This window comes from Nostoc mirabile CHAB5784 (assembly GCF_020829645.1).
In the GTDB taxonomy this organism is placed as follows: domain Bacteria; phylum Cyanobacteriota; class Cyanobacteriia; order Cyanobacteriales; family Nostocaceae; genus Nostoc; species Nostoc mirabile.
This window is the reverse complement of record NZ_JAIVFS010000109.1, coordinates 1-23,207: the sequence shown is the minus strand read 5'-3', so window position 1 is coordinate 23,207 and position 23,207 is coordinate 1. Positions and strand designations below refer to the sequence as shown.

Annotated in this window: 23 protein-coding genes and 7 pseudogenes; 22 read left to right on the top strand and 8 right to left on the bottom strand. The window is 43.1% G+C overall.

What is annotated here, in order from left to right; genetic code table 11:
• Window positions 1-238: 238 nt before the first annotated feature.
• The 5 genes from LC653_RS47065 (at window position 239) to LC653_RS37145 (ending at window position 7,451) form a co-directional block, all read left to right on the top strand.
• Window positions 239-2,032, top strand: a complete 1,794-nt coding sequence (locus tag LC653_RS47065) for a CARDB domain-containing protein (RefSeq protein WP_372478271.1) — start codon at window positions 239-241, stop codon at window positions 2,030-2,032.
• A gap of 257 nt (window positions 2,033-2,289) precedes the next feature.
• Window positions 2,290-3,345 carry a hypothetical protein gene (locus tag LC653_RS37160; RefSeq protein WP_229500197.1) on the top strand — a complete coding sequence of 352 codons (1,056 nt, stop codon included), beginning with the start codon at window positions 2,290-2,292 and terminating at the stop codon, window positions 3,343-3,345.
• Window positions 3,254-4,657 carry a putative Ig domain-containing protein gene (locus LC653_RS37155; protein ID WP_229500196.1) on the top strand — a complete coding sequence of 468 codons (1,404 nt, stop codon included), beginning with the start codon at window positions 3,254-3,256 and terminating at the stop codon, window positions 4,655-4,657. Before LC653_RS37160 ends, LC653_RS37155 begins: the two co-directional genes overlap by 92 nt.
• Before the next feature lie 32 nt (window positions 4,658-4,689).
• Window positions 4,690-5,811 (top strand): DUF6531 domain-containing protein, encoded by a 1,122-nt coding sequence (locus LC653_RS47060; protein WP_229500194.1) that lies wholly within the window; start codon window positions 4,690-4,692, stop codon window positions 5,809-5,811.
• 14 nt (window positions 5,812-5,825) lie between these two features.
• The gene (locus LC653_RS37145) at window positions 5,826-7,451 is read left to right on the top strand and encodes an Ig-like domain-containing protein (protein ID WP_229500193.1); all 1,626 of its coding nucleotides are present in this window, start codon (window positions 5,826-5,828) and stop codon (window positions 7,449-7,451) included.
• A 39-nt stretch (window positions 7,452-7,490) separates the two neighbouring features.
• Here the strand turns inward: LC653_RS37145 and LC653_RS37140 are convergent, their stop codons facing one another.
• Window positions 7,491-7,664, bottom strand: coding sequence for a hypothetical protein (locus tag LC653_RS37140; protein WP_229500192.1), 174 nt, complete (start codon window positions 7,662-7,664; stop codon window positions 7,491-7,493).
• Between the two features lie 16 nt (window positions 7,665-7,680).
• On the opposite strand from LC653_RS37140, the gene LC653_RS37135 reads away from it, so the two are divergent.
• From LC653_RS37135 to LC653_RS37110, 6 genes and pseudogenes are all read left to right on the top strand, one after another.
• The gene (locus tag LC653_RS37135) at window positions 7,681-9,690 is read left to right on the top strand and encodes a PKD domain-containing protein (protein WP_229500190.1); all 2,010 of its coding nucleotides are present in this window, start codon (window positions 7,681-7,683) and stop codon (window positions 9,688-9,690) included.
• Between the two features lie 611 nt (window positions 9,691-10,301).
• A pseudogene (locus LC653_RS37130) lies at window positions 10,302-10,793 on the top strand (Tn3 family transposase); the annotation flags it as partial.
• Between the two features lie 151 nt (window positions 10,794-10,944).
• Entirely contained in the window at window positions 10,945-11,706 is a 762-nt protein-coding gene (locus LC653_RS37125; protein ID WP_229500188.1) for an SDR family NAD(P)-dependent oxidoreductase, read from the top strand.
• A 35-nt stretch (window positions 11,707-11,741) separates the two neighbouring features.
• The gene (locus tag LC653_RS37120) at window positions 11,742-12,800 is read left to right on the top strand and encodes an S-adenosylmethionine:tRNA ribosyltransferase-isomerase (RefSeq protein WP_229500186.1); all 1,059 of its coding nucleotides are present in this window, start codon (window positions 11,742-11,744) and stop codon (window positions 12,798-12,800) included.
• 63 nt (window positions 12,801-12,863) lie between these two features.
• Entirely contained in the window at window positions 12,864-13,055 is a 192-nt protein-coding gene (locus tag LC653_RS37115; RefSeq protein WP_229500185.1) for a hypothetical protein, read from the top strand.
• 438 nt (window positions 13,056-13,493) lie between these two features.
• Window positions 13,494-13,634: pseudogene (locus LC653_RS37110) on the top strand (HU family DNA-binding protein); the annotation flags it as partial.
• On the opposite strand, the gene LC653_RS37105 reads toward LC653_RS37110, so the two are convergent.
• Both LC653_RS37105 and LC653_RS37100 read right to left on the bottom strand, forming a co-directional pair.
• Window positions 13,608-13,946, bottom strand: coding sequence for a hypothetical protein (locus tag LC653_RS37105; RefSeq protein ID WP_229500184.1), 339 nt, complete (start codon window positions 13,944-13,946; stop codon window positions 13,608-13,610). The pseudogene LC653_RS37110 and the gene LC653_RS37105 sit on opposite strands and share 27 nt — an antisense overlap.
• Window positions 13,947-14,169: 223 nt before the next feature.
• Window positions 14,170-14,388, bottom strand: coding sequence for an IS630 transposase-related protein (locus LC653_RS37100; RefSeq protein WP_229500182.1), 219 nt, complete (start codon window positions 14,386-14,388; stop codon window positions 14,170-14,172).
• Between the two features lie 288 nt (window positions 14,389-14,676).
• Here LC653_RS37100 and LC653_RS37095 point away from each other — a divergent pair, with 288 nt between their 5' ends.
• Together LC653_RS37095 and LC653_RS37090 are read left to right on the top strand one after the other, a co-directional pair.
• The gene (locus tag LC653_RS37095; RefSeq protein WP_229500181.1) at window positions 14,677-14,868 is read left to right on the top strand and encodes a hypothetical protein; all 192 of its coding nucleotides are present in this window, start codon (window positions 14,677-14,679) and stop codon (window positions 14,866-14,868) included.
• An 89-nt stretch (window positions 14,869-14,957) separates the two neighbouring features.
• Complete coding sequence (locus LC653_RS37090; protein ID WP_308189206.1) at window positions 14,958-15,134, top strand: DUF1392 family protein; 177 nt, start codon at window positions 14,958-14,960, stop codon at window positions 15,132-15,134.
• A 308-nt stretch (window positions 15,135-15,442) separates the two neighbouring features.
• Here the strand turns inward: LC653_RS37090 and LC653_RS37085 are convergent, their stop codons facing one another.
• Both LC653_RS37085 and LC653_RS46535 read right to left on the bottom strand, forming a co-directional pair.
• On the bottom strand, window positions 15,443-15,742 hold the full coding sequence (locus LC653_RS37085) for a hypothetical protein (RefSeq protein WP_229500179.1): 300 nt from the start codon (window positions 15,740-15,742) through the stop codon (window positions 15,443-15,445).
• A 61-nt stretch (window positions 15,743-15,803) separates the two neighbouring features.
• Window positions 15,804-16,481, bottom strand: coding sequence for an alpha/beta hydrolase family protein (locus LC653_RS46535; RefSeq protein ID WP_308189205.1), 678 nt, complete (start codon window positions 16,479-16,481; stop codon window positions 15,804-15,806).
• A gap of 175 nt (window positions 16,482-16,656) precedes the next feature.
• Between LC653_RS46535 and LC653_RS37075 the strand changes: the two genes are divergently transcribed.
• Window positions 16,657-16,947, top strand: coding sequence for a hypothetical protein (locus tag LC653_RS37075; protein WP_229500176.1), 291 nt, complete (start codon window positions 16,657-16,659; stop codon window positions 16,945-16,947).
• The gene (locus LC653_RS37070) at window positions 16,937-17,320 is read left to right on the top strand and encodes a toxin-antitoxin system TumE family protein (protein ID WP_229500175.1); all 384 of its coding nucleotides are present in this window, start codon (window positions 16,937-16,939) and stop codon (window positions 17,318-17,320) included. The genes LC653_RS37075 and LC653_RS37070 overlap by 11 nt, the downstream gene beginning before the upstream one ends.
• 50 nt (window positions 17,321-17,370) lie before the next feature.
• Here LC653_RS37070 and LC653_RS47605 read toward each other — a convergent pair whose 3' ends face one another.
• Entirely contained in the window at window positions 17,371-17,595 is a 225-nt protein-coding gene (locus LC653_RS47605; protein WP_372478272.1) for a hypothetical protein, read from the bottom strand.
• A 134-nt stretch (window positions 17,596-17,729) separates the two neighbouring features.
• Between LC653_RS47605 and LC653_RS46530 the strand changes: the two genes are divergently transcribed.
• The 4 genes and pseudogenes from LC653_RS46530 to LC653_RS37055 all read left to right on the top strand — a co-directional run bounded on the left by LC653_RS46530 (window position 17,730) and on the right by LC653_RS37055 (window position 20,121).
• The gene (locus LC653_RS46530) at window positions 17,730-17,861 is read left to right on the top strand and encodes a hypothetical protein (protein WP_267923358.1); all 132 of its coding nucleotides are present in this window, start codon (window positions 17,730-17,732) and stop codon (window positions 17,859-17,861) included.
• 12 nt (window positions 17,862-17,873) lie between these two features.
• Window positions 17,874-18,622: pseudogene (locus tag LC653_RS37065) on the top strand (ISLre2 family transposase); the annotation flags it as partial.
• A gap of 2 nt (window positions 18,623-18,624) precedes the next feature.
• Window positions 18,625-18,927 (top strand): annotated as a pseudogene (locus LC653_RS37060) (transposase); the annotation flags it as partial.
• Between the two features lie 725 nt (window positions 18,928-19,652).
• A pseudogene (locus tag LC653_RS37055) lies at window positions 19,653-20,121 on the top strand (AAC(3)-I family aminoglycoside N-acetyltransferase).
• Window positions 20,122-20,287: 166 nt separating this feature from the next.
• On the opposite strand, the gene LC653_RS37050 reads toward LC653_RS37055, so the two are convergent.
• The gene (locus tag LC653_RS37050; protein ID WP_229500173.1) at window positions 20,288-20,749 is read right to left on the bottom strand and encodes a double zinc ribbon domain-containing protein; all 462 of its coding nucleotides are present in this window, start codon (window positions 20,747-20,749) and stop codon (window positions 20,288-20,290) included.
• A gap of 96 nt (window positions 20,750-20,845) precedes the next feature.
• Here LC653_RS37050 and LC653_RS37045 point away from each other — a divergent pair, with 96 nt between their 5' ends.
• Together LC653_RS37045 and LC653_RS37040 are read left to right on the top strand one after the other, a co-directional pair.
• Window positions 20,846-21,001 (top strand): hypothetical protein, encoded by a 156-nt coding sequence (locus LC653_RS37045; RefSeq protein WP_229500171.1) that lies wholly within the window; start codon window positions 20,846-20,848, stop codon window positions 20,999-21,001.
• Window positions 21,002-21,014: 13 nt separating this feature from the next.
• Window positions 21,015-21,611 (top strand): annotated as a pseudogene (locus LC653_RS37040) (DUF4158 domain-containing protein); the annotation flags it as partial.
• Between the two features lie 165 nt (window positions 21,612-21,776).
• Here LC653_RS37040 and LC653_RS37035 read toward each other — a convergent pair.
• A complete protein-coding gene (locus LC653_RS37035) occupies window positions 21,777-22,547 on the bottom strand; it encodes a transposase family protein (protein ID WP_229500163.1) in 771 nt (256 codons plus the stop codon).
• A gap of 37 nt (window positions 22,548-22,584) precedes the next feature.
• Here LC653_RS37035 and LC653_RS37030 point away from each other — a divergent pair.
• Window positions 22,585-23,076, top strand: a pseudogene (locus LC653_RS37030) (transposase); the annotation flags it as partial.
• Between the last annotated feature and the right edge of the window lie 131 nt (window positions 23,077-23,207).

The window sequence follows — 23,207 nt, the reverse complement described above, 5'->3', positions numbered from 1 at the left end:
ATATTTGATTACTTCTCAATATTTCCGACATAGCAGCGCCTGTATTGTTCACAGTCTTCAAGGAATTTCAAAAATCTCAGCAAATCAGAGCATTTTTCTCTCACCAGAGACATAAAAGAGCGCTAATACAGGCTCAACAGACACCCCTAGTAATTGGACTGACCGCATATATCTTTCCAGAGATAATAAATTTGACACCAGTGACCTATTCCTCAAAGAACTCCAGCATGATGGATTTTTGGCAGCAAATAGTAGCTACGCAGCACAGCTTAACCTGAATTTACCTCTTTCTGTAAGTGGAGATCGCTATTTATTAGTAGTCACAGATGCCAACAAACAAGTAATTGAAATCACTGGTGAAGAAAATAACCTTGCTAGCAGCTTAATTCAAATCGAACTAGCACCCTACGCAGACTTAGCTGTTTCTAATGTGACAGCACCTACCTTAACCATCGGCGACCCAGCGAGTGTAACCATAGACTGGACAGTAACCAACCTTGGCACTGGCATCGGTAAAACTAGCAGATGGGTTGACAGAATTATTGCCTCATTAGATAGCACAATCGGGAACTCAGACGACATTGTGCTGGCTAACTTCACCCACGACGGATTTTTGGAGAAAAACGAAAGTTACACCCGTTCGGAAAAACTACTACTGACTCCTGGTTTCCAAGGACGGTATAACTTATTTGTGCAAACTGATGCCACTTCTCAGGTATTTGAGAACAGCTTAGAGACAAATAATACGAATACTGCAAATAATAGCTTCAGCGTCGTCCGTACCCCCTACGCAGACTTGCTTGTTTCAGAAGTCCAAGCTAAGGCTTCTGCAAGTAGCGGTCAACTTTTGCAAGTATCCTGGAAAGTTGCCAACTCCGGTATTGGGATAACCAACACCAGTTCTTGGACAGACCGTATAAAGTTAGCAAGTGACCCCGAAGGCAAAAATATCATTGCAGATTTAGGCAGCTTTGAACACGTAGGCGCATTAGCCGTAGGTAAGACTTACAATCCCTCTGTTGATGTTACCCTGCCCAACGGACTTTCTGGTAATTACTACCTAGTTGTAACTACAGGTGGGCCATTCGAGTTTATTTATACTGATAACAACAGCCGCACTTCCAATGCAGTTCAAGTAAATTTCACTCCTCCTCCCGACCTAGTAGTAACAAACGTTACATCTCCCACAGCAGCCCAATCTGGTAACAAGATTGATGTATCATGGACAGTAGCGAACTCCGGCGTAGGTGATGCAGTTGGTTCTTGGACAGACCAAATATTCCTCAAACAGGTAGGTTCTGGAGAACAATTAATCTCCTTGGGCAGCTTTACCTATGGTAACGGTTTACAAGCAGGCAAAAACTACACCCGCTCTGAACAATTTGTCCTGTCTTCTAAAGAGCAAGGTCTGTATGAGGTTGTAGTCAAAACCAACACGACTAACTCTCTGTACGAGAACGGTGTTACTAATAACAACACCAGCAGTACAAATCCCAATAATCTCTTAGTTAGTTTAACTCCTCGTCCTGACTTGCTCTTGTCGGAGATTATTGCACCCACTAGTGCGAATGCAGGTGGCACGATTTCCTTGGACTTCATCATCAGCAATGAAGGCACAGTTGGCACAAATACACCCAACTGGCAAGACCGCGTTTATTTGTCCCTAGATAACAAAATTAGTTACGACGACCTCTCCTTGGGCAGTTTTAGCAATGGTGCAGCCTTAGCATCTCTTGAAAGTTACCGCACCCAGGCTAATACCCTGGTGATTCCCAAATACTTTCGGGGTGAAGCCTACCTGATTGTCCAAGCAGATGCTTCGGGGCTAGTAGACGAATATCCCCGAGAGTCTAACAATACTAAAGTAGTCAAATTAAATATAAATTCACTGCCACCTGCTGACCTAGTTACAAGTAATGTAATTGCTCCTACCCAAGCATTTGAAGGTTCTAAGATAAAAGTCCGCTACACCGTCACAAATTTGGGAATTGGCGAAACCGACCGGGATGCTGGACAGATACCATTTGGTTAACCCGTGACAAAAATCGACCATCCCCAACCAACAGAGAAGGAAATCTACAACTGCCCACTGACTTTGTAGGTTCCTACTACGTCTTTGTAATTACAGATGCACCCCAGTCTAGCCCTCGCGGTGATGATGATTTCAATCCGCGTACCTTCCAGTTAGGTTCTCTGCGCCTGGGCGATATTCAGATTCATATTCCTACAGGGCGTGGCACTTTCTCTGGAGATTTCGATTTTACCAGCAGCAAAGGCTTTATTTTACGGGTGAGCGCTGGTTTAGATGTAATTTCTAACACTGCTACTTGGTTAATCCAAGCAATTGACCCGAATACTGGGGAAGTGGTACAAAACCGCAACATTGGTCTATTGCCACCCAATAAAGCGAACGGTGTTGGCAGTGCCTTTGTCAGCTACACCATTCTCCCCAAAACTGGTAGTGCGACTGGAACAGAAATTACCAGCGCTGCCAGAGTAATTTACAATACTGCTGCCCCCCTAGACACGGCAGAAGTCACCAACATTATTGATGGTACTGCCCCAACAACTATACTCAGCGCTACACCATTAGTTGCAGGTGGTTCTGATTATTTGGTGAAGTGGACGGCAACTGATGATGCAGCTGGTTCTGGAATTAAGCACGTAACTGTTTATGTCGCTGAAGATGGCGGCGATTTCAAGATTTGGCAACAGCAAACCACCTCAACGAGTGGTGTTTATGTTGGTCGTAGCGGACATAGCTATGAGTTTTTGGCACTGGCTACTGACAATGCAGGCAATAAAGAACAACCATCTTTAGGAATTAGTACCCCCAATGATGGTTCTGCGGTTAACTTAGGGACTTTACCAACAGTTGAGAAAACGACTCAACCTCAGTTGGGTGCGCCACCTCTACCCCAACCGCAACCGTCAACAAATCAACTATTCTTAGAAGCAAAACTTGGCATTCCATCTGCTACACCCACAAGCCCATCTGAGTTTAGCAGTGTTTTACGTCCCTTCATTGCTTCTGACTTTGCTACAGGTATTCCCAATAGCCATGCTAATATAGCACCCTTAGCGATCGCTGTTCTTAAAGATGGTTCAGTACTGGCTAGTGGTGGTGCCAATCGGGGTTCTCTGTACAACTTCTCCCCAACAGGTGGGGCTGCAACTACTCCGATTACCACTTTGCAGTATCCCATTTTTGACCTAGCGACTGATAGCAATGGTAGCCTCTGGGCAACTACGGGTGGTGGCCCCTTACTACAACTTGATGCTCAAACGGGTAATATTGTCAAGCAGTACGGAGACAGTATTACTCAAGCATATCAGTTTTACTGACAATAGTGATCGCACTGCCACTTTACGTTTGGCACCAGGCGCTGACAACGATAGCGGCGATTACTCCTTTATCTTGACTGCAAGTGATAACGGTAATGGTGACGGTGAAAACGCTGTGCAACAGGATGAATATACCTTTGTTGTTTCAGTGAATGCACTCAATGACGCACCGAAATTGCCCTTCATTGGTAATAAAGTTACAGTTGTGGGAGAGACTTTAGAATTTCTAGTTAAAGCAAGCGATCGCAACCAAGATAATTTAACCTTTAATTTAAGTGGTCTACCTGATGGTGCCACCCTTACCCCGACTGCAACTTACGGTGAAGCAGTCTTCCGCTGGACGCCAACAATTGCAGATATCAACACATATACTGTAACGATTCAAGTTAGTGACAGCGGCAATGGCAGTATTAACGAAATCCTTACAAGTCAGCAAGCCTTTAATTTAGTTGTGCGTACTGCCAACACTGCACCTGTACTCTCCACCATTGGCAATTCCTCTGCGGCGGAAGAACAAACCCTAAGTCTGCAATTAGCGGCTACTGATGCTGATGGCGATGTTCTTACCTACTTTGCAGCCAACTTGCCCCCAGGCGCAGTACTTGACCCACTACAAGGAATACTCACTTGGACGCCCACTTTCTCTCAAGCAAGAACTTATGAGAACATTACCTTAACTGCTAGTGATGGAAATAAGAGCAGTTCTCAAACCATTGCAATTCTTGTAAACAATACAAATCAGGCTCCCGTACTCGCACCGCTACCCATCCAAACAGCGCAAGAAAATAACTCCATTGAGTTTACCTCAGCAGCAGCAGACATTGATAACGATTCTTTAATCTATTCTGCTGTTTCACCTCTACCAAATGGTGCATCCTTTGACCCCCGTACAGGCAAGTTTACTTGGAAGCCAAACTATGAACAGGCGGGAGAATATGTCTTAAACTTTGCAGCGACTGATCCCCAAGGTGCTAGCGATATCCGCGATGTTACCCTGCGCGTTGCCAACGTCAATCGCAGTCCAGCTATTAATGTATCAAATCATGCTGTAGCACTGGGTGAAAAGCTGCAATTTACAGTTAGAGGCACTGACCCAGATAGGAATACAAATCTTACCTATAGTGCTGTTGATTTACCAGATGGTGCAATACTGGATGCAGCGACAGGAGAGTTTACCTGGACACCCAATCCCGGACAGGTAGGTGATTATGCACTCACTTATACTGTTAGTGATGGTGAGGCAACAGTAACGCAGACATCAACAGTACGTGTTGCCCTTGCCCCTCAAGCACCGACGTTACCCTTGACCTGACTCCCAGCTTCCCGGCTGTACCAGGACAAAAGGTGATAGTGCAAACTCTCGCCAATGGCTTGGCTGCAATTACCAATTTAACTGCCACAGTTGATGGTAGACCTGTAACTGTTGATAGTCAAGGCTCTATTGAGATTACCCCAACTACTCCTGGTCGCTTGGTTGTCGATGTGACTGCAACTGATGCAGATGGTCGCGTCGGTCACAACAGTACTGTAGTTAAGGTGCGCGACCTCCAGGATCAGGCTGCACCAGTAGTTACATTTGCGCCTGGGTTGGATGGTGCGTTACTTACCAGTCTCACTAATATTATTGGCAGTGTTAGCGATCGCAATCTTGATAACTGGGTACTAGAAATCGCTGATTTTGGTGAAAATGTATACAGTCCACTGGCTAGTGGTCATGGTTCGGTAAGCGATCTTACTCTCATTCAATTTGACCCTGGTAAGCTAGAAAATGGTTTCTATCAGTTGCGTCTCTTGGCGACTGATATTAGCGATGCCTTCGGCAACGTCTTCGACGAACGCACTTCATCAACTCAAGCACTAGTCGAGGTCAATACTGGCACCAAGCCAAGTGCCTATACCAGAACTGAAACTGATTTATCCTTCACCTTTTCCTCCTCCCTCACTCCTCTTTCTTTGGTACGCACCTACAGTTCTCTCAACGCTGATGAAGTTGGCAGCTTTGGTAACGGTTGGCAGTTGGCTTCTTTAGATACCAACATTCAAACCAATGTACCACTGACTGGGCGTGAAGAATTGGGCGTATACGAGCCATTCCGTGTTGGGACAAGGCTTTATCTGACTACTCCTACTGGGTCAAGGGTTGGGTTTACGTTTGCACCGCAGAAACACATTATTCCTGGTCTTACTTATTACACACCTAGTTGGGTGGCAGATTCCGGGGTAAATTATACCCTCTCTTCAGCTGATGCGAAACTGACTTTGGCTGGTAATCGTTTCTATGACCTGAAGACGGGTCATGCTTATAATCTTGGCAGTGGGGAGTTTGATGGTGCTGATTATACGCTTTCCTCCGCAGATGGTACTGTTTATCACTTGAGTTATGCTGGTGGTGTTACGCAGGAGATTGGGGTTAATGGGACACATCTAATATTAATGCTAGCTATGACTTTAATAGAGATGGTGTAATCAATGCTACTGATGTGCAGATTCTGGGCAGTAATTATGGCTTTACCGCGAATCGTGCGCCTGTAGTCAATTCTACATCTGTGCTGACTCACACTGATTTATCAACTAGCGTTGCACTGGATAAATTAGCTACTGATCCTGAAGGGGATGCAATTTTCTACCGGATTATTAATCCGGTGAATGGGGCGGTGACGTTTACTCGTGATGGTCATTCTGCTTTCTTTTTGCCGACTGCTGGTTATTCGGGAACGGCGAGTTTTGATGTTGTTGCTTCGGATGGGTTTAGTAGTTCTGCACCAGCTAAGGTGACGGTGAATGTCAGTAATGCAGCGTTGGTGAATCTTGATTTTGCACGGCGGGGTTTGCGGTTGGATGTGGGTGGAAGTACTGAGTTGGTGGTGATTGGGGATTTTGCTGACCAACAAGATGTGATTCTGCCTTATGACTACTTGCAGTTGGCGTCGGATAATGCGGCGGTGGCTGTGATGTCTGCGGGTAAGGTGATGGGTTTGAGTGATGGGGTGTCGGTGCTGAGTGCGTCGCGTAATGGTATCTCTGCGGTGACGGCGCTTAGGGTGGGTGAGTTATTACCAACTAACCAAACTCAATTAAATGTTGCGATCGCTGAGAGCTACGGACTGAAATTATATCCACAAGCTGTAACTTTAACAGAAGGTATGCAACGGCAGTTGTTGGTTGGCCTCAATGAAGTAATTAAGTCACCAGATTTGAAAACTGCGGCTGACGGTACTCGCTACTTTGTCAGCAACTCAAACATATTACAAGTTTCCGAAAATGGTCTGATTACTGCATTAGACGAAGGAATTGCTAACGTAACTGTCATCTATGGAGGAGCAGAGAAAGTAATTCCTGTCCAAGTAGAAATTCCTCAGCTAGGTTCTGCAACTTTGGGTATTAATGGCGGTGCTGTACAAGCTATTGATGGCGCAAGAGTGATGATTGCTCCTGGTTCTTTGACGGAAGATACTACAGTCAGCATTCAACAACTAAACCCACAAGAACTTACTCTGCCGACTCCAGAGGGCTTTTCATTTGCAGGAGCATTCAAGTTAGACCTTGGTAATAATTCATTAGCTCTCCCTGCTCAATTGGCAATTCCTGCTCCTGCGGATTTAGCACCTGGAACAGAAGTATTCTTCTTACGCCAAGGGGAATTACCCGATGCTGATGGTAACTGGAAATCTATTTGGTTTGTAGAGGAGTCAGGGGTTGTCACCGCCGATGGCATGATCCGCACTTCTTCACCACCTTGGCCTGGTGTGGCTCAAGGAGGAACTTACACTATTGCCGTTCCAAAATTCAGTTATTCTAATGGTCTAACTGATCCTCAGAGCTACGAAAATGCAACTCGTATTCTTAATGCAGTAGAACCAGTTATCAATAGTTCTGCTAATCTAGCCATAGCATCTGCTGGGATAGCACTTTTTGCTCTTGCTAATCCTTTAGCAGCAGCAGGATTAGGACTATTTTTGACTCCTGATGCTATTGCTGCCGATTCAAATGGACTCAAAGACGCTAAAGAACTTGCCAACACTATTGTTAATAATATTGATGGCAAAGGTACGAAAGGTACCGTTATGGAGTATGTGGCTATGCTACAAAAACTCCAAATTGGGTAAGTTGGCAACTTAACAACTAGCCGAAGCCCAAATCACCAACTACGACTCACTTGGTCGCCCTAACGGTGGCACTATCCTCATCGACGACGCCAACGGTATCGGCTGGTTCATCGACCCCACCCCAAGAGACAACAGCGAATTCACCACCTCACTCACTGACAGCGCTTTCCGCGCCACCACAGGTGCAGCAGCAGGCAAATACGACCTGCTCACCGCCATCCTCCACGAAATGGGACACCTAGCAGGCTTAATCAACGGCTACAGTGAATTTGACCGCTACATTAAAACCGTCAACGGTTCCAAGGTATTCGTCGGCGACAACTTCAGCGCCACCCTCACTCCAAATGGCAATCACCTCGACTCCAAGCTGTATCCCTTCGACCTAATGAACGCCTCGCTGTTGCCAGGTGTCCGCAAACTCCCCTCGCCTGTTGACCTGCAAATCCTCAACGCCGTTCGCAGCAGCACTGCAACAAAAGACAACATTGCAATACTAACAGCACCCCTCACCTCCACTCCCCTAATCGGTATCCTCAACGGTAACTTCGACACTCAAGACAACTGGAATTCAAGAGGTGCTGCAACTATCCTTAACTCCCAAGCAGTCCTTAGCGAAGACTCCCCCTTCAACAGTAACTTCAGCCAAACATTCATTGTTCCAGAACAAGCCAAATATCTCCAGTTCACCATCGTCGATAGCGAACTGGGAACTAGCGACCTAGCTCCCAGCGATGCTTTTGAAGTCGCCCTCCTCGATGCAGACACCCTCACCTCCCTAGTTGGCACCGCCACGGGACTTAGCCAAACCGACTCCCTCCTCAACCTCCAGCAATCAGGCAACGCATACTTCAGTAACAAGGTTAAAGTAACAGGCGCTAACACCTCTGGCTCTCAAGTTGCCCTCAACACCCCTCGCACCGTCCAAATTGACATCAGCAGCATTGCTCTTGGAACCGTCGCCACCCTCTACTTCGACCTGCTGGGCTTCGGTGCAAAGGATGGGAAAGTGATTATCGATAACGTCATGCTGCTTGATAACAACCTGATTAGCCCAACTGCGATCGCAGACACCGCCACCACCGACCAAGCCAAACCCGTAGCAATAAACGTCCTAGCTAATGACAGCGACACAGATGGCACGATTAACCCCAGTACAGTGGAAATCGGTGTTGCACCCCAGGCAGGCTCTATGATCATTAACAATGACGGCACCCTCACCTACACCCCGAACAGAACCTTTGTCGGCACAGATACTTTCACCTACATCGTCCTTGACAACGACAACGCCATCTCCAACGAGGCGACAGTTACAGTCACCGTCAACAACATCGCTCCCAGCATCGACGGCATTACAGTAGAGTCAAATATTAGAGAAGGCATTGCCGCAACATTCAGCGCCACGGCTTTTGAGCCAGGTGATGACCTGACTTACACTTGGAACTTTGGCGATCGCACTAATCCACTAACCGGACAAACGGTCAATCATACCTTTGCTGACAACGGCATTTACACCGCCACCCTCACTGTTAGCGAAAAAGATGGCACAGCAACTGTAGAAACACTGTCGTTGAATGTAAATAACGTTGCTCCGGTAGTTAATGCTGGTGCAGACTTAACAACAGATGAAGGAACTGCCGTAAGCTTTAATGGCAGCTTCATCGACCCAGGCAGCAAAGACACCCATACAATCGAGTGGAACTTTGGAGACGGCAGCACAACGACTAATATCCTCAACCCCACCCATACCTACACCACTGATGGCGTATACACAGCGACGTTAACCGTCACCGATAATGATGGCGCTACCAGCAGCAACAGCTTGACTGTTAGAGTTAATAATACTGAGCCAATTATTAATACTATCTCTGGTGACACTAATGTTTTTGAAGGTGCAGTTGCCAACTTTACTGCCACTGCCACCGTCCCAGGTAACGAGACTCTCACCTACACCTGGAACTTTGGCGATGATAGCGACCCTGCTACAGGACAAACAGTTGAGCATATCTTCGCCCAAGATGGCAATTATATCGTCACCTTAACTGTCAGCGATACAAATGGCGGTACAACTAGCGAAACCTTAACTGTACAAGTCAACAACGCCGCACCCGTAATTAATAATATCTCTGGTGACACGAATGTTGATGAAGGCGCAGTTTACACCGTAGCTGCTAACGCCACTGACCCAGGTAACGACAGCTTCACTACACCTGGGACTTTGGCGACCAAACAGACCCAGTAGAACGCAGCAGCTAATACACGAGGGACTTTCCAGGCAATCAAGAACTTTAATTACAACGGTAACTCGACTTTATTTGGCTCTATTGAGGTTAAAGGTAATATCACCTTTAACACTACTGCTACTGTTACGAATGTTGGTAGCTAGTTAAACCAATTCGCTTTTTCTTAATTCGCTTTTTATTAATGACGCTCTCGAAGAGACGCTAAGAGACCATTTATAAAGTAAATCTTTAGTATGCTTTTACCCTTTGAATAACCAAATTTTGAATCATACCTTGACCACAAAATAACGTAATTTCAATCCTTTGCGGCAATTAAAAACCTAAATTTATGAATTATATTATGTCCGCGTATTTTAAATCTGAATCATTATGCAACCAAAAGTTTTATTTAAGCATTTTGAAAAAAATGCAGCCCTTATCACTTCAATTTAACTCGGATTTTTCAACTTTCCGGTCTAGATATAGTTCAAAATGCTCAAAATATCGTTCAAAAACATTTCTCACCAAAAATTGAGTGATCAAGTGAGCGATCGCTTAACTTAATTTTTGTTCCTATTTACACGAATACGTACAAATGAACTATAAAAACTATACTGCTTGCTATACTTAAGTTTTGAGGAAATTAGCTTCTTATCCTCGGCAGAATCGTTTAGCTCTAGCTTTGCGGGAGTTGGGGAGGATTGAGCGGACTTTATTTACTCTCTCCTGGTTGCAGAGTCCAGAACTGCGGCGACGGGCGACGGCGGGACTAAACAAGGGTGAGGCGAAACATACCTTGAAAAGGGCGGTGTTTTTTAATCGGCTGGGGGAATTGCGCGATCGCTCTTATGAAGACCAGTTTTATCGGGCTAGTGGCTTGAATTTGGTGATTGCTGCTATTGTTCTGTGGAATACGGTGTACTTAGAAAAAGCCGTGGACTATTTGAAACAACAAGGAATGAATATTCCTGAAGAATATTTGCAACATTTGTCACCATTGGGTTGGGAGCATATCAATCTCACTGGCGATTATGTCTGGAATTTTTGTTGCAGGCGACCAGTTTTGACAAGTTGCGGCCTTTGCGGATTAAGGAAAATAAGTATCGATGAAATGCTTATGTGATATAGGTTTCAGCCTTAGCGTACAATTTTCCCGTTTTGGCACGGTGATGCCTAATTAAGTGAAATTGCAACTCATAATCATTCCGAGTATGATTTAAGTAGAAGCCATCCTTAGACAAGTTCGATGGTTTGAGACAAATAGGAGTCAACACATGAGTAGACTACAAGGAAAGTATGCCTTGATTACTGGCGCTTCGCAGGGATTGGGCTTGCAGATGGCGATCGCCTATGCGCGTGAAGGTGCGGCAGGCATTGCGATCATGGCGCGTGGCACTAATTTACTGGACAAGGCTCGCAGTTTGGTTCAAACAGCTGCACCCGCTGTCAAGGTGTTAGCGATCGCAGCAGATGTCAGCCAACCGCAAGACATTGAAAGAGTAGTGGCAACGACGCTCAATGAATTTCAGGGGCGTCTCGACGTTTTGATTAATAATGCCTCTACGATCGGACCTTCGCCAATGCCTTTTTTGCTCGATTACCCCTTAGAAGATTTCCACACCGTTCTAAATACCAATTTGATTGCCCCGTTTCTGCTAATCAAGAAAGTCTTGCCCGCCATGATCGAGCAGGGTGGCTCGATTATCAACGTTACGAGTGATGCAGGCGTTACCGGATATCCGGGTTGGGGTGCGTATGGCATCTCCAAGTTTGGACTTGAAGGACTTTCACAAACTTGGGCAGCCGAACTCGAAGACAGCCCAGTGCGGGTGAATTGGGTCGATCCCGGCAATATGAATACCGCGATGCACCGTGCGGCTGAACCCGAAGAAGATCCAAGCCAATGGGCCGATCCGAAAGACATCGTTGATATCTTCGTTTATCTCGCCTCAGATGAGTCCAAAGCTGTGCACGGACAACGATTTGAGGCGCAGGAGGCGGATGAATTTGAGTCAGCCACTCACGAAGCGGCTTAAGCATTGGCGTATCGTTTAGCAACCAGAAATAATCTATGTCTCCCCCCTTTTCCTTCACGCTACCAGAAGAACTTTCTGCCACAGCACCACCGGAGCGCAGGGGCATTGCCCGTGATCGCGTCCGATTGATGACGATCAATCGTCAAACCTTTCAAGTCGAACATAGCCGCTTCGACCGATTAGGTGACTTTCTGCGTTCCGGCGATTTGCTCGTATTTAACTCTAGCCGCACCCTTCCTGCTGCTCTTGAAGGATGTGAAGCACCTGTAGGAGCGTGTATGCAAGTTCGGTTAGCCGAGCATCTTCCCGATGATTCCTGGCTGGCATTGCTGCTATGCCAGCAGGGTGAGCCTTTTGCCTGTGGCTTGCGAAGCGGGATGCAAATTCACTTCAGTTCGCAACTAAGCGCGGTTGTCGAGGAGCGCGATTGCAGTATTCCTCGACTTTGGAAGCTGCGGTTTTCTCAATCCGGTACCCAATTAATCAACTCACTCTACGAGCTAGGACAGCCGATTCGCTACGAGTATGTCTCTGCCCCTTGGGATTTGGATTACTACCAGACCGTCTACGCCAAAGAACCGGGGTCTGCCGAAATGCCGTCTGCGGGTCGAGCGTTCACCTGGAAATTGTTGTTCAATCTGCAACGGCAAGGCATCCAAATCGCCCACATTGTTCTGCATACGGGGCTTTCTTCTTACATGGATGACGATCTAGATGCTCAACATCTTGCCTCAGAGGAGGAGTATTTTATCAGTGAGGCGACTGCACAGAAGATTAACCAAACGCATCAAGCAGGCGGACGGGTGATTGCCGTGGGAACAACCGTAGTTCGGGCGTTGGAGTCGTCGGTTGATAAAACGGGCAAAGTACAGGCAAAGCACGACTACACGCGCCTCCGGATTACCGAGAATCACCAGCTTAAAGCCGTGGAAGGACTCTTAACTGGGCTACATGAGCCAGAAGCTAGCCATCTCGATTTGCTAACTGCTTTCTTGCCGCCAAAAGTCATTCGGGAGGCGTATCAGGAAGCGGTGAACGATCGTTACCTGTGGCATGAGTTTGGGGATTTGAATTTGATCGTTCCAAAGAGCTGAAAGCGAATGGCACGCTTGTAAAGCTATAAGCCAAACAAAATAAGGGTTAAGTCACTCGATAATTTGACTCCTGGACGAGTCGCTCAAGCTATGGGTGGAGTTTTTGCGGTGATTGGTACTCCAGCCCTTCCACCCAAACCTCGCGGAAAGTCCCCTGGTTGGAAAGCAGGAAAAAAGCGTCACCGTAAAAACCGATGCCCGATTGTTAAAAAAACAGTAACTCCACCACGTAAAGAAGCATCTGTTGCTGTTTAATACCTTAGATTATTCATACTTTTGCTAAGTCTCTGATTAACTCAGCCCTGCTGGGTCATTTTGTATAGCTTAGTCTAAACTCCAGTCCCAAAGATGAATTAAATTTATCCTTGAGTATTTGTACTCGTAGTGTCACAGTGGTATTTATGTTGTTGGCTTATTCGTATCAATGAAAGTATTTCATGAAGAGTAAGCTTTTCCTATCTAAAAAATTTTTTGGGCGACCCGCACCATTACTACCTCCATTTCACAGCACCTATATTCACGACACCTACAAAAAATCGCGATCGCTGCTACTCCTTGACTCCTTAATCGCATAAGGGACTTCCAGAGAATAAATTACCCAATTTATTCAGATGATATTTTTCTTTTCCCCCTGTCTTAGCAGCATTAGTCACAATTCATAATTTCTAATTGTTTTTAACTGCGAACTGCGAACTGCGAACTGCGAATTGCAAATTGCGAATTGATTGGTCAGTTTTTACCGAAGCTGTAGCTAATGGGGATAAGGTAACGCTCATTGGTTTTGGGTCATTCGAGCGACGCGAACTTTCAGAGCGTGAGGGGCGTAATCCGAAACTGTTTAGTTTGCACCGAATCGACGATTGCAGACAAAAGGTTGTGTACCTCCTCGCGCTCAAGAGGTGTTTCAATCTCAGGATCTCTTTCGTCGAGAGCATAGTTATCAAACAATGCAAGGACGAGTTGGTAAGTCCGCATTTTTGACTCTGGAATGTTGACTTCTGACAAAACCTTAAATTCTGATTCACCTCTAGCTGCCGCTACAACCTTGACGTAGCCCTGCTCTGGCTCACCATCTTGACCATCAATAATTGCTTTAACGCCACTACAAGTTTGGTCAGCATCCCAGATTTGCTGATAAATGTCCATAAATGACTCCCTTTATCCCTTTATAAGGATAAAAAAATAAAAACTATGACATTAGATACCCCTTGAACTATTGCCATCCTCACTGGCAACACAATCAAAAATTGCAGATGTGCAATTTTTACAGACACCTTAACTCGTTTTCGCTTGAAACCTCTCATTGAGTACATATTTAGTCATGAATCGTTATCTTCTGAGAAATAGCGGGGAGCATTATTAAGAGCAACTAACGCCAGAAAAATGCCCCATTCTGGGGGCGATTGATGTGGTTGATGTGCCTAAGCACCTTGGCGCTGATCGTGCCCAATTCACGATGGCGTTTGAGTAAATTTTGGACAAAACTTAAGGTGACGCCAAAGTTTTTAGCCAGTTTTCGTTGGGAAATGTCACCGCAGGCATAAGCATCAACAACTTTCTGACGCAAGTCGAGAGAGTAGGCTTTCATAGCGACCAGTTATCAGTAGAATTGTTCTCTCTTAAGTGTACTGAACTGGACTGATAACCGCTATATCCTATTTCAAAGCTTCATTATATTTGGGTTAGTAGGATGTCTGCGATCGCTTGTAACTTTACTGGTAGTAAGGATAGAGAAACGTAAGCCTTCAGCAAAACTTCGACTGTAAATTTCGTTGGCATTTTTGACCTAATATAATTGTTAAATGTAATAATATAGATTAGCTATCTGAATATGTAAAAATAGGAAAAATATTAAAAGTTATTCAAGAGGTTAGTTATGACAAAAGAATATATGGAGTCTTTAGAAGCAATTGTTGATCAATTAACATTAGCCGCAGTTCTAGAAATGTTAGAAAGAATCAGTCATAAAAAAGCAGAAAATCTCAGAAATTATTGGAAAGATGAGATTTCTGCAAAGCTTTGGGATAAAGCTGCTAGACAGATAGAACAGATAAATATTGATATCTAATTAAAATTTTGGTTGTATTGCAAAGCTGAAGGGGCGACATGAAGCTTATACAGTCAGCTTTATAGGCTTCAGTCGCCCCTTCAGGGGACATAGTTGAGGTTGATTTCGGTGAACAGCCGACACGCCGTATTATTCAAGGAATTTTTAGTCTTGAAGAGAATTGGCTTTATGGGGTAGAGTGGCGCTCCCCAATTTTAGAAGAAGTGTCTACCCAAAGCAGAACAATATGGCTTGCTGATGTTGGTTTAGTCAATGTTAGTGTATGACCAGTTGCCCCTAAAGAGCAGCACCAAGTTAACTAACAATTTGGGTTATTAATCTAAATTACTGATTTTATTAGCTACTTTTAATTACTTATTTGGGCATCATAAAACAATACGGTTCAGTTAAGGTTAAAACTCCTTGTTAAAGTCAATTTTTTTAACGTAGACGCGGAGCGACTTGCCGCAGAGGACATAGAGAGACGGAAAAAATGCTTAACTGAACCGTATTGCATCATAAAAAAATAAAAAACTTTGAGTAGTGCAAGTCTAAAACTTGATAAAAAATTTTAAGTTGTATTTGAGATGATGTTTTAGACAGTTAGGAAATAGCTGGCACTAAGGGTGAGGTTGCTAGAACCTTGAATGATCGCAATTAGTTCAGGACTAGTTTCATTCAGGAATAAAGCTGTACCTGTAGCCAAACCAGTTGGCACTGCTCCCAAGCTATAGCTCGAGTTGGAGCCAGACAATTGCAGCGTATCTTCGGTGGCATTGAAATCAGCAATTAGAGCGTAGTCGCCCAGGCCCGAAGTACTAGTATTACCATCGCTGTAGAAAACACCGACAGTAATACCTAGCACAAACTGATCACTCCCAGCGCCGCCAGTCAAAAGGTCAACTTCAGCAACACCTCTTGCTGCTGTATCTGCTCCTGTGAGTATGTCGCCACCTTCATCTCCAAACTAGGCGATCGCTCCCAGTGCCGCCGAAGGCAGAATCATTCCCACGTCCACCATAGAGAAGATCGTTACCATCGTCCCCAAACACGAAATCGTCACCATCGCCACCTGTAATGTAGTCAATTCCTGCATTACCACGGATGGTATCATTGGCTGCACCACCCGCTTGTGTGTCGTTGTTAGCAGTACCCAAAAGGCTCAGAGCAACAATAGCCAAATTGTTTTTTGTGCTGGCATCGTTGTGCCCAGTAAATTCAGCATTGACTACTGTATTCAAGTTCAGGAGAATACTGTTGGACTGGGTAAAACTATTGCCTTGGAGTAATTCTGTATAGAGAGTATTGGCATAACCGTGATTGCCAGCAAAATTCCACTGTCCAGGCCGGAATAGATCATTCCAGTTGGCATAGACATCCAGGGTAGCCAACCGAGCATCATAACCTAAAGTTTCACTAGTATGAATAGATACAATACGATTGGCGTCACTTGGGTCTAAGCGTTCGCTTGCTGCTTTGCCTTCAAACTCAGGCCCTGCTGGATCTAGCCCTACTATTTGAGCAAGAGAACGCCCTGTAGATTCACGATAGGTTGAACCAGTGAATCCAGCAATGTGCGCTCCCAGACTATGCCCGATCAGGTTAGTGTAAGCCGGATCTACACCATTATTTATTAAGTAGGTAGCCAGACTGATAACTGATAACTGATAATTGTTTTAAGTGGTAGCCTAATTTGTCAAATCGAAAAAGTGCGATAGCTCACAGATGATTTTCCATTTCCATATACAATGACAACTGCTCATTCAAGGACTATTTTGTGGATTTAACAGTAGCAGGAGAGGAAAAATAATGGCTGAACTCAAACTCCGGTCAAAAGATCCAGATTCCCTCAGACGCATTATTCAAAGTGCTTTGTCCGAAAGATTACAGAGTGTAACAGCAGGAATCAAAAGAACAGAAGAACGGATTCAGGAATTTGAAACCAGATATAAATTATCGACTGAGGAATTTATCACTCAATTTAATAATGATGAATTATCCCATAGCTTTGACTTTGATGAGTGGATTGGAGAGGCGAGAATGTTGGCACATTTACAACAAACAAAAGAGTCAATAGAGGAGATTGATTTTGTTGATTGAAGATTATTTTCAGCAAATTCAGCTTTTAATTGAATCCTCAGAGATAGTTAAAATATTTGATGTAGAAAATGAAAAAAGAGGAATGTATGAAGGTTTTATTAGAGCCAAACTCGAATTTAAAGATAATTCCTTGCTGCATTTGAGGGAATTTATCTATGTTGAAATATCCCTAGATAGAAAAATGTATAGTTATCAATATATGAATTCAGAGAATAATCTAATTTTTCGCTATGACAATACTGAACATCACCGAAAATTAAATCTTTCTACCTTTCCTCATCATAAACATGATGGGAGTGAGGATAATATCGTTAAATCAGATGCTCCTTTTTTAGCTGAGATCCTAAAGGAAATTGAGAAAATATTAAGATAAGTGCGATGCCGACGGTAGACGTTGCCAATGGGTATATACATTACATGAACCTATCCCAATAATAATATTTTGTTAATCCAGATGTGGATTGTAGCAAGGTCAATGAATGCGTCGAAGTAAACTTTTTGACGTTCCCCTATTACAACGAGACGGCGGTATTTGCGCTGATACCAAGCAAAACACTGCTCTTGTTGAAATCTAGGAACAGAGATTTTGATTGGTCTTCCTCTATTTTTCTTGGTTTTCCAAACTCGTTTCGGGATTTGAGGACGAATACCTCGTTTCCGCAGGTCAGCGCGTTTTTGTTTCGAGTCGTAACCTTTATCAGCAGCTAGTACTTTGATTCGCTTACGTGCAAAAAGCCACGTTTTAATGTTTTAAGTTTAACTTTATCGAGTAGAGGTATTACTTGTTCTCTCTCGTTGCCATTGGCTGGGGTAGTGCAATTACTGGAGTTTATTCCACCACCAACAGTCAAGGGGAGCAACGCGATTTTGTGAGGTTGGGTGAAAAAGGTGCGATCGCTAAAAAATATATTTAAGTAAAATATAATTGTCCCTTTTTAAGATATTTGGGAATGTCTGAGGGGTTAACCCCTAACGTTTTATCGACTATTGCCCAATATGGTGCAATTGCTGCCTCGTTTGAGGCAGCGCGGACAACATTAATTGATTGGGGCATAAATATCAGCCTAAAACGCATAGAACGGCTAACATATTACTTTGGTAAAATTGGCATAAATTTACGCCAATCGAAATTAACTTTTTTTAGCTCTGGGCAGTTTAGCTACAAGTAATGTTCTGAAAGACCAACGTGTTGTCATTGCTGTGGATGGCGGTCGTACCCGGATTCGGATTAACAATAAGGGAAGGCGTAAGGTAAAGACTAATCGTTTAGGCTTTACAGGAGAATGGATTGAGCCAAAGTTATTAACAATTTATGTAATAAATGAGGAGGGTAAAAAAATCATCAATGGAGAGATTCCTATTACCAATGATGGGACGTATTCAGGATATCAAGGATTTTTACAGATATTAGAGATGTACTTGGTTAATTTAGGGATTAGTCAAGCGAAACAAGTGTTGTTAATTGCAGACGGTGCAGATTGGATTTGGATTTGGATACATATTTCCCCTTTACTAAAAAAGTTAAAATGCCCACCTGACACTTATCAATTATTAGATTTTTATCACGCCGCATCACATTTACAAGATTTTGCCGATGCTGCGTTTAACACAAATAATGAGCGGCAGCAATGGTTTAAAAAGGCGCGAAAAACTTTAAAGAAAGGTCAAATACTAAATTTTACTGTTGAGGGTGCTTGTAACCGCAATGTTATTGAAACTTGGTTAGAAACTTGTTTACTCCCATCGTTAAAACCTGGACAAATAGTAATTGCAGATAATGCCACATTTCATAAAGGTGGGCGTATTCAAGAATTAATTTCAGCAGCAGGCTGTCAGTTAAAATACTTGCCATCTTATTCACCTGACCTGAACAAAATTGAGAGATGTTGGTCATGGTTAAAGAATCGAATTCGTCAACAACTAATTCAATTTGACTGTATAAGGGATGCTATGGAATATGTACTTCGCCTAGCGTCCTAACCGCCTTGTCCGTTGCTATACATCTTCGGTGTCAATGGATAGCTAAAACTTGGGATAATTTTTGTGATTCTATATTTAATTCCTTTATTAAACCCAATACTGTTTGAACATTTTATACAGTAATTTCCAATTCACCAAAACAATTGCCATAATCAATACTAAGTACTAGAGATGAAGCGCCAATATTTTTTAAACCAATCACTATACTTCTTTACGAGTAACCTTTTGAGGTTCATTGAAAGGATTTTTTCTGCTGCCTACTCTTTGCTTTTAGGTAATAAAAATACTAAGTGCTTAAATATATTTATTAGCGATCGCTTGTTTTTTCCCCGACCTCACAAAATCGCGTTGCTCCCGAATCAGCGTTAGATTCAGATTGATTCTGTTGAAGAAAGAGTTGGTGACTCTTTTTTGTCTTCTACATAACCACCTAAGATTTGTTTAATCTACTTTCCGCCGCTTAAATCAATGATTCTGCGTTCCATGATTTATTCTCCTTTTTGAACCAACAATTTCCTAGACACCCCAGCCGTAAAACCCAACCCAATCGCCGCCACAGTCACGCTGGGCTTGATAAATAACGTCGCAATTCCGATAACTGCACCCCAAAGACAGCCATAACAGCAAACGATAATCAACTGAATTTTGGGTTTAGCCTTTCGTCTGATATTGTATGAACGAGCAGGATTTAGCCGTTCAGCAGGAATATAGCTTAGGAAATACCAATGAACTTAAGCATTCAACAGATTGTGCCGGAGGACGTTGCATTAATGGAAGCTCTATTAGCGACCTTTGGTGAGGCGTTCGATGAGGTGGAGACCTATGGGAATCCGCCTAGTGCAGACTATCTGCGGCAACTGCTTGATAGTGACTACTTCATTGCGATCGCCGCATTGAAAGAAGGTGAGGTCGTTGGCGGTCTCACTGCCTACGAGCTTAAAAAGTTCGAGCAGGAGCGCAGCGAGATTTACATCTACGATCTAGCTGTTGCCGCCGCACACCGACGGGAGGGGATCGCAACGGCATTAATTCAGAAGCTTGAAGGAAGTAGCAGCAGCATGTGGAGCTTATGTCATTTTCGTCCAGGCGGATATCGGTGACGATCCAGCCATTAAACTTTATACAAAGCTGGGCGATCGCGAAGACGTGTTGCATTTCGACATAGCAGTTAATAGCGGCAATGACAATGCCTAACGCTTATCTGAGTAGTGGCTTTTCGAGAAGTTTTTGCTCACTATCAGGGGTAGAACTAGCGAGGCTGTCATGAAGTGCAAACTAAACAGTTTAGTTTAGAAAAATGAGAAAATTTGATTTGAGTAATTTTGGATAAAAGTAATAAATAATACCACTAATGTTGCGGCTAGCTTTGAGATTCAGAATCCTTAGATACCTTATATGGAAAGCCACAGTAAGGACAAAAACGAAATTTCAAAGACGTAATAGGTTCGTTACACTTAGCACAACTATTACGTAACCTAGTTCCGCACAGAAAACAGAACTGCGATCGCGGCAATAACCAAATTTCTTCAAGAGTTGTTCCGGGAGTCCAGCAGTGGGGGCAAAATTTAAGGACATCGGTTGCAGACATGGGTACACCCCGGATAACCGCATCAAGGTACTCAGATGGAACCTGCAATGCGCGAGCTAATCCACGCTGGCTTTTACTATTGAGCTTAGTAGTCATGCCTCGTTCAATCTTACCTAAACTTTGAAGATGAATGCCTGCCTTAAGGGCCAAATCATTTTGACTTAGCGAAAGGCTTGTGCGTATTCTTTTAACGTACTGGGACAGCATTTCTTGGGGTTGGGGGGTATTGTCCATGCTTTTAATATGTACTAAAATGTATAATTAATTATTTTATATAAGTGTGTATTTTAAATGAATAGCAGTGCTTTTAATTAGATAAAGAGGTGAAACTTGACAACTACATTAGCACAAGTTGCTACAGCTTTTCTTTCACGAGATGGATTAGCTGCTAGTACACTTAAATCTTATGAGCTAACACTACTATCTTTGCTGAAAGAGCATGGCTCCTTACCTATAGAGTTAGTAGGTAGAATACTGTTTGGTTGAAAAGTGAGACTTAATGAAAAAAACCTGGCAGCCAGAAGAATTAGTAGAGTATTGGACGCTACTCCCTCTTGAATTAGCACTACTGAATCAGAAAAATGACGAGAATAGGTTAGGTTTTGCTATATTGCTCAAATTTTTTGAGATTTATGCCAGATTTCCTCAGAATAATCAAGAAATATCCTTCATCGTTGTTGATTATGTTGCCAAACTTTTAGATATTTCTCCCCAAAAGTACTCTTACTACGATTGGCAAGGACGCTCCATAAAATATCATCGCGCTCAAATCAGGGAATTCTTTGGATTTCAAGAAACCAAAGTTAGTGATGCTAAAGAGTTAACTAATTGGTTAGCCGAACAAGCACTAATTTATGAGTTAAAATTTGAACAGCTAAAACTTGCAGCCGTAGCGAGACTACGGAATTTAAAACTTGAACCACCGACAGATTCCAGATTAGAGCGTATCATTCGCTCTGCTATCAGAAATTTTGAATCTAAATTTTTTCGGGACATAACTTCCCAGTTATCTAACCAATCTAAAAAGTGGATAGATGATTTTTTGAAAGAGAAAGCTTCAGATCAGGAATTAGATGATACCACACAAATAAATCATAAGACTTATCCAGAAATGGGAAAAGCTTGCCGTGAAAGAGTTTCAGGGAAGATGGCAGGAATTGCGATCGCCAGGGTGTAACAACGAAAGAATGAGGGTTTGAGATGTATAATCATGGTAAATTGATAGTTGGGAGATGAAATATAGGAGAGAAATAAACTATTTTTAACAAACTGATGAAAGAGGATTAACAGTTAAAATAGATGAGCGTTTTATTCGCAGTCGAACTAATCCACAAATGGTCATTATTACCTGAGTATAACGATGAAGAGATAAACGGAATCTTTCACTAGCCACTCGAAATATTTTCACCCTTGCTATCATGTGTTCTACACCAATTCTCCGAGATGATAATTGTTGATTCTCTTGTTTATGTAATGCATAAATTTCCGCTTTTCTAGGTTTCTTGTGAGGAGTAGTAATGACACTTTCTCCTATGTAGGCTTTATCCCCTAGAAATTTTTGTGTGACCGCAAATTTATCTCTAGTTTGTCTGAATAAGCTAATGTCACTAATTTTGCCCAATTGTCCCAGACAAATATCCACTATATCTGCTCCATTAGGTAGCACAATAAACTGGTTTTTTAAAGTGTGAAGTTTTTTCTTTCCAGAGTAGTATTTTTTTTGCTCCTGATAGTCTATAGGTCTCTCTATAGCTTGTTCTGCGCTATCTATAATTAATTCATATTCCGAGAGATTTTGTCGGAGTTGCTGATATTTTTCGCTATCTCCTGCAACCTCTTCCATTTGTGATGCTGGCAGAATTTCTCGCAAAATCTCTATCCAATAATTAAATGTCTCGTGAGCTTTACTTCTAGAAATATTGAACAATAATCCTAAAATCTCAAATGTTGGTTTGTGCCGGAGATAAACTAGACAAAGACATACCCCGGATTTCTCACAAAGCATAAAAAAATAGGGGTCAAAAACTGCCAAAATCTATATTGCACAAGTATTCCAGCAGCTTTATTGCATGACCCCTAATAAAACAGATTGTATACCGGAACAGTTCAAATTTGAATCTGTATTGACATGTCCAGTCGTAGTAAATTTCAAGGGTGAGACTGTAACATCAGATGCAGGACTAACTTTAATTGCGGAGCTAGACCGAAAAAGAGAGATAACATCACGGCTAGCAGCATGTTTTAAAGATTACCGAAAACAAAATCGAATTGAACATTCTGTCAGTAGTTTAATTGCACAGAGAGTGTACGGCTTAGTAATGGGTTATGAAGACATAAATGACCACGAAACTTTACGTCACGATGTAATGTTCGCACTCTCCGTCGGAAAATCTATTACTTCAGGAGAAGAACCAATGACCTTGGCAGGAAAAAGTACGTTAAATCGTCTTGAACACTGCCCAGAAGATGTCTCTTCTAGAGCCGATAGCCGATATCATCGTGTTGAACATGATGCAGAAGCGATAGAAAGTTTGTTGGTTGAAATATTTTTAGAATCCTATTCAAACTGGAGTTTAGACTAAAAGCGATATGAGAGAACGCAAATCAAATGGAATTAGAGATTAAAAATATTATCTTGTCAGCCTCAAAGTATCCGCGACCTTTAATAATTATGTAGTATATCTGCCCCAGC

What these genes read in the sequence shown, in the direction of transcription:
- LC653_RS37135 (WP_229500190.1), top strand. Translation starts at nt 7,681, where the DNA reads ATGGGACACCTAGCAGGCTTAATCAACGGCTACAGTGAATTTGACCGC.
- LC653_RS37125 (WP_229500188.1), top strand. Translation starts at nt 10,945, where the DNA reads ATGAGTAGACTACAAGGAAAGTATGCCTTGATTACTGGCGCTTCGCAG.
- LC653_RS37120 (WP_229500186.1), top strand. Translation starts at nt 11,742, where the DNA reads ATGTCTCCCCCCTTTTCCTTCACGCTACCAGAAGAACTTTCTGCCACA.
- LC653_RS37105 (WP_229500184.1), bottom strand. Translation starts at nt 13,946, where the DNA reads ATGGACATTTATCAGCAAATCTGGGATGCTGACCAAACTTGTAGTGGC.
- LC653_RS37100 (WP_229500182.1), bottom strand. Translation starts at nt 14,388, where the DNA reads ATGAAAGCCTACTCTCTCGACTTGCGTCAGAAAGTTGTTGATGCTTAT.
- LC653_RS37095 (WP_229500181.1), top strand. Translation starts at nt 14,677, where the DNA reads ATGACAAAAGAATATATGGAGTCTTTAGAAGCAATTGTTGATCAATTA.
- LC653_RS37075 (WP_229500176.1), top strand. Translation starts at nt 16,657, where the DNA reads ATGGCTGAACTCAAACTCCGGTCAAAAGATCCAGATTCCCTCAGACGC.
- LC653_RS37050 (WP_229500173.1), bottom strand. Translation starts at nt 20,749, where the DNA reads ATGGACAATACCCCCCAACCCCAAGAAATGCTGTCCCAGTACGTTAAA.